This window comes from Dethiosulfatibacter sp. (assembly GCF_983023055.1).
This window is the reverse complement of the sequence record NZ_CEZJXU010000121.1, coordinates 1-5807: the sequence shown is the minus strand read 5'-3', so window position 1 is coordinate 5807 and position 5807 is coordinate 1. Positions and strand designations below refer to the sequence as shown.

At 32.6% G+C, this 5807-nt stretch carries 5 protein-coding genes; 2 read left to right on the top strand and 3 right to left on the bottom strand.

Translation table 11 applies throughout. From position 1 onward, the window contains the following. Nucleotides 1–84: 84 nt before the first annotated feature. Both AC3AX0_RS05810 and AC3AX0_RS05805 read right to left on the bottom strand, forming a co-directional pair. A complete protein-coding gene (locus tag AC3AX0_RS05810) occupies nucleotides 85–1398 on the bottom strand; it encodes a DUF4317 domain-containing protein (RefSeq protein ID WP_487549362.1) in 1314 nt (437 codons plus the stop codon). Between the two features lie 323 nt (nucleotides 1399–1721). Then, nucleotides 1722–2573 carry a GGDEF domain-containing protein gene (locus AC3AX0_RS05805; protein WP_487549361.1) on the bottom strand — a complete coding sequence of 284 codons (852 nt, stop codon included), beginning with the start codon at nucleotides 2571–2573 and terminating at the stop codon, nucleotides 1722–1724. A 538-nt stretch (nucleotides 2574–3111) separates the two neighbouring features. Here AC3AX0_RS05805 and AC3AX0_RS05800 point away from each other — a divergent pair. Further along, nucleotides 3112–3885, top strand: coding sequence for a pentapeptide repeat-containing protein (locus AC3AX0_RS05800; protein WP_487549360.1), 774 nt, complete (start codon nucleotides 3112–3114; stop codon nucleotides 3883–3885). A gap of 35 nt (nucleotides 3886–3920) precedes the next feature. Here the strand turns inward: AC3AX0_RS05800 and AC3AX0_RS05795 are convergent, their stop codons facing one another. Beyond that, the gene (locus AC3AX0_RS05795) at nucleotides 3921–4829 is read right to left on the bottom strand and encodes a DMT family transporter (RefSeq protein ID WP_487549359.1); all 909 of its coding nucleotides are present in this window, start codon (nucleotides 4827–4829) and stop codon (nucleotides 3921–3923) included. Between the two features lie 188 nt (nucleotides 4830–5017). Between AC3AX0_RS05795 and AC3AX0_RS05790 the strand changes: the two genes are divergently transcribed. Continuing rightward, nucleotides 5018–5807 (top strand): PrsW family intramembrane metalloprotease (locus AC3AX0_RS05790; RefSeq protein WP_487549358.1); only part of this gene is annotated, 790 nt, incomplete at its 3' end.

Genomic DNA, 5807 nt, shown 5'->3' with positions numbered 1-5807 from the left:
CGATAAATGTGAACTTTCTACGCGTTTGCAACAACGACATGCATCGTTGACGCGGCAAAGCCGCTTTGTTCTAATGATAGTGTGCTAAAACAAATCTTTTATCCCATTGATTGTGACCTGTTCATCATCATTCATAGGAACAACAATACAGCGCTGACCATCAATGACTTCTGTCTTGATCATAGGTAGTTTATGAGGTTTTACGTTGAGCACTACATCATAGTTCGAAGGTGGGTTGTCTCCTGATGGATTCTCTATGTCATCTTCAGCTATAGTCTCAAGCTCATCCTTAGCTTCAGAATCATCTTCAATTTTAGTGTTTTTTGTCACTTCTTCAAGTTTATGTTCAAGATTTTCGACTTGTTTGACCAGCTTTTCTTCTTTTTTCTTTTGAGAATTGGCTTTAAGTAACTTTGAATCAACCAGGCTTTCAGCAAGAGGAAGGTCTTCACCAAAATTCTCTTCGTAGGATGCTTCAATTTCTGCAGTAGCTTCTTCTGAGACTCCGCTGTCTATTAAAAGTTTTTTTACTTTATCTTTGGATAAAGCGATGGGTGCTGCATTTGTATCCTCGTAGACTTCATTATATTCTTCAATCATAGTATTAAGGTTTTCTTGGATATCTGTAAAGACCTTTTCGGAGACATCATCATCTGAGCTGACAGCACTTTTGATTATTGACTGAAAAGTTTCTTTTTGAATGGTTGCTGTCTGTTTTGGCAAGCAACCTAATGTGTTTTCCATCAATTCAGAATGAGGATCTTTAGCATTTTTAGTGTAGTACATAATGGTATTGACATCTGAACTTCGATCTATGAAGCCTGGGAAGACAAAACCGATATTTGGAACTTCAACAACCCAATCCCTTATCCGCGCCTTAATCTCTTGTTCATTCTCAAAATAGCCAAGACCTGGTTTGGATAGTGACACAGGGCAAATGGCGCACAAAATATATTCATAGATTTCTTCTGATTCATCTATTTTGATATTATCGGTAGTTTTGGTCATCACATCATACACATCATGAAAAACAAGTATCAAAAAGTTACCAGGACAATCATAACTGTCGATAATAGAGTCGTAAAATTTCCGGAGTAAAGCATTATCTTTCAAGCCACTTTTCTTTAGTTGCATAAGAAAATCTTGTTTTTCGTTGTTAAAGTTTTCATCATAGGGGAAGTTCAGTTCCAACAGATTATTATCGATGGTCCCGGATAGGACTTTCTTGCTTATTTCTAAGTATTTGAAAAACTCTTCTTCTGGTAGATTCAAAAAGGTTTCGCTAAACTCCAGTTGTGTCTTCTTCTCACCGTCTACATAACAGCCACAAAGTTTTGTGAATGTGCACTGATCTTTTTTGAAGCGTTTCTTTAATTCAAGTATATCTTTTCTATTCATATGACCTCGCAATATTGTTTTATTAGTTGGCACATATATAGTGTAGCTGTTTTCGTATATTAATCAATCACTATTTGTCAAAATAGTTTGAAATTGTTAGTATTCCGAAAGAATCTCAATATAACCTTTCGTCCCATCTAATCTGATTATTTGACCATTCTTGAGATTACTCTCGCACGACCTTCGATAATACCGGAATAAGCAGCAATCCCTATCAAGGCTACTTTCGGGAAGTCGCTTTTATTATATTCACCTTCAATGACATCACCATCAGAAGTTATTTAGATTTATGAAAAATCCAGGTTCTTTCTTCTATGTTAGTTTTATAATTGGAAGAAATTGAAAGTTGAACCATCTCTTTTTTTAGCCATATACATTGCATTGTCAGCTTGTTCGTAAAGTTCATCGATAAGTAGTGAGTTTGAAGGAAACAAACTTATACCTATACTTATATTGATTTGAATGAGGTGGTCTCCAATAGTTATAGGATTTTTTAAGGTGTTCTGGATTCGTTTAATTAAAAACTCCACATCAGATGTAGTATTTATGCCTTTTTCGAAAATAATGAATTCATCACCACCTAAACGCCCAATGGAATCCTCTTTTCTTAGACAGTTCTCCACCCTTTTTGCAACCAATTTAATAGCTGCATCGCCTATGATATGACCATAATAGTCATTTATAGATTTGAAATTATCGATATCAAATATGATAAGAGCAAATTGTACATTTGTAAGCTTGAACTCATCGACAGTCTTTGAAATTTGATTAAAAATGTTTTGTCTTGTTGCTATACCTGTTAGATCATCATAATTTGCAAGCAAATAATTAATTTCAGATTGTTTTTTTATGGTATTTATATTTTGTTTCAGCAAAATATTTTTCGAAGAAGAAGATATGCCAAGAAAGACAATAAAGTAACCAAGGATAATAAAGATAATAAATAGAACCATTTCTGTTATACTATTTTTATTCGTTAAAATACGATTATTCCAAGAAAAGCTATTTATCAGTAGTATTAATGCCAAAATCATATAGCCAGACATCAAATAGGCTATTCTAACGTTTACTATCGCTAATATTTTTTTGAAATATACCCCATACCATTTATAGGAAATTCCTAATAATAGTAATTGGAGGGTTATCCTTATGGTATTGACAATAGATAGTGTCATGGAGTGATCTCCAATTATGTTAAAAGTCATGTTAGAAATAGAAAGAATTATCGTGGAAAATACCCATATGCTGAACATTGAAAAGATTTTAACTGGAAAGGAATCACTGAAAATTAAATATATATATCCTATATAGAAAAATGCAGTAAAGTAAAATACATATTTATAGATGATAGGATCAGTCACCACTTTTCTGAATATGAGTGAGCAACCAATGACAAATATAGAATTGATTATAAATACGATTACGCAATAAGAAACAGATTTTTTTCTAGTGAGCATTGTGTGATTTGTAAGTATATTTAGTGTGGCTACGATTAGTATGGTAATAAATATCATAAGATTATCTCCGATTTTAACACATTTTAAAAATTCCAATATGATCTCAATTTTATTTAATAAATATATAATACACTAAATTCTCTGTTTAAGCTATACCATTGGAGATAGATTATTCGCTTAATGAGACGAAATACTATATAATAAGAAATATAGTTTTGTAAATGCAGAAAAGAATTGATATAAAAATGGAGGATTCATGAGTAATAGCGATGATAAAAAGGTTATAAATCATTCGAAATCAGGACCTAAACCAAATAGTCAAAATAAATATAAGCCAAAAGAACAAGCTAAGTCAAAAACTGTATCAAAAAATAAATCTAAAAGTAAACGAAACAATGTACTTTTTAACTTAACAAATGCTGAAAGAAAACAGAGAAACTATATGTACAAAAATTTAACTCAAGCGAAATGTTATAATTGTAATTTTAGTGAGTCGAATTTTGACTATGTTAGTTTCCGAGGGGCAAGTATGAAGTCTTGCAAGTTTACCGGCTGCTCATTTAAAAGTGCAGAGTTTGTTGGTACGAATCTAAAAGAAAGTGATTTTATGAATGCAAGGTTTGAAAATGTTGTTTTTGAATCATCAAAGTTGATGGATGTAAATTTCAAAGGTGCAATATTTGTGAATACTATATTTTTATCAACGGATACTGAAGGTGCTAAAAATTTGGATTTGAATGATGAGAATATTAAAGTATATGAAGAAATGCCTGTCATAGAAATAAGTGAAGCCTTAAAAGTAGCTGTTGAAACGGCAATGACCAATAAGTTTGTAAAAAAGGCCCGTGTCTTAGATACAAGAAAAGGTGAAATAAATTATTTGAGTTTGATAATTTTATTGAAACACTTTGATGAAGCAACTCTTATCAAAGGGCTAAGTAACTTGGAATCGCATATAGACAGAGAATTTTTTACACTGAGTTTTATCATTGGGTTGATTGCGAAGTTAGAAAAAACTTCAATAATTTAAAAATATAAAAAAGGCTTTGCGACAAAATTAAAATGTCACACAGCCTTTTTTGACTTCGTTTTAGATTCCTTATTCGAACTATTTGTTATGAGAAATATTGATAATAATATTATTGCAGTACCTAATATTTGTACAGGTGTGATTTTTTCTTTGAGGACAACCACTCCAGTTATGATTGAGATAGCCGGAAGTAGGTTAATGAATATCGTACATACAGTAGGATTTAAATTATCCAGCGCATAATTGTAAAGAAGATATGCAACAGCTGAGCAGATTATTCCAAGATAGGCCAGGTTCAGGTTAATAAGGGCTGATGCCTGTAGTGGATTTGACCAGTTAAATGGAATCAACAATCCAAGCAGCAGCGTTCCTATGAATGTTTGATAAAACATGACCACAATAGGCGAATATCTTGTGTATAGAGATTTGGTGGTAAAGGTGTATATAACCCAGGAAAAAACGGACATGAGAATAAGACAGGAGCCTATAATGGTATTTCTCATGCTTCCCCCTATTTCGAAGCCTACTATGAGACACACCCCTGCAACAGACATTAATACCGATACTACCTTTATAAGACCTAGTCTCTGTGTTGATTTGGATGACTCAATTAACATGGTCAAAACAGGTATGAGGCTTAAGAGTATCGATGTGAGTGATGCAGATATGTATTCGAGTCCGGTGTTTTGGAATATGAAATACAAGAATATTCCTGAAGTACCTGCAATGAGAAATGCTTTTCTATCTTCTTTTTTCATATATTCATTTGGATGCATGATTTTTTTGAATATAAAAAGCATGATTGATGCTATCACTACTCTCCAGAATGAAGTTGATATGGCGTTGTAGTACTCCATTGTTATTTTGGTATTTATGAGTGAGACGCCCCATACAATCATTGTGAAGATAATAGCTGTATAGGCATTTCTTTTTTTGTTGTTCACTTAATGTTCCTCCTGTATAATTAGATATAAACTATATTGATTGAATCATGTGTAATGTTGATATATATCAATTAATAAGGTATTATAGCATATGTTTTGTTAAAACATATAAAATAGTTGCTGTGTCATGTCTTAGAAAGTTAAAATAAACAAATTTGTTTCTTACAATAAAAAATGAGGTGAACTTTTTGGACTTAAATTTACTTATTACTGCAGTTACACCGGGTATTGCTTTAGCATTGATTATATATTTTATTGACAGATATGACAGGGAACCGGTAAAACTCCTCGTTAAAACTTTCATAGGAGGAGCACTTATTGTGTTTCCAACAATTCTTCTTGAATCATTTTTGTCCAGGTTTAATATTTTTGGTGGACTTTTGGGAGCCGCCTATACAGCCTTTATAGTGGCTGGATTTTCTGAAGAGTTTTTTAAAAGATTTGTTGTAATGAGGATGGACTATGATAATCCGGCATATGACGAGAGAATTGATGGTATAGTCTACTGTGTAATGGCATCTCTTGGATTTGCCACTATTGAAAATATAATGTATGTGGTCTTCAGGTTTGCAGATGTGGAAAGTGTAGGTCTTTACAGGGCTTTTCTATCTGTTCCAGCACATATGCTCTTTGCAATAACCATGGGATATTACCTATCCATGTCGAAGTTCTGCAGCGACCCTGCCAGAAAAAGGTTCTATTATAAGAAGTCCCTTACGACTCCTCTAATTCTTCATGGAATATTTGATTTCATACTTATGTCTGGAAATTCATTCCTCATGATAATATTCCTTCCTTATGTATTTTATCTGTGGAAGGGAAATCTTAAGAAGCTGAACCAATACTACAAGGAATCAAAGGAAAACAATGGAAATAATTACTATGACAACCACAATGATTCTAGCTGCATAGACGAACATGAGGAAATTATCGATTTAAATGAATATAAAGATATCGACGAAACTGATGAAACTGAAA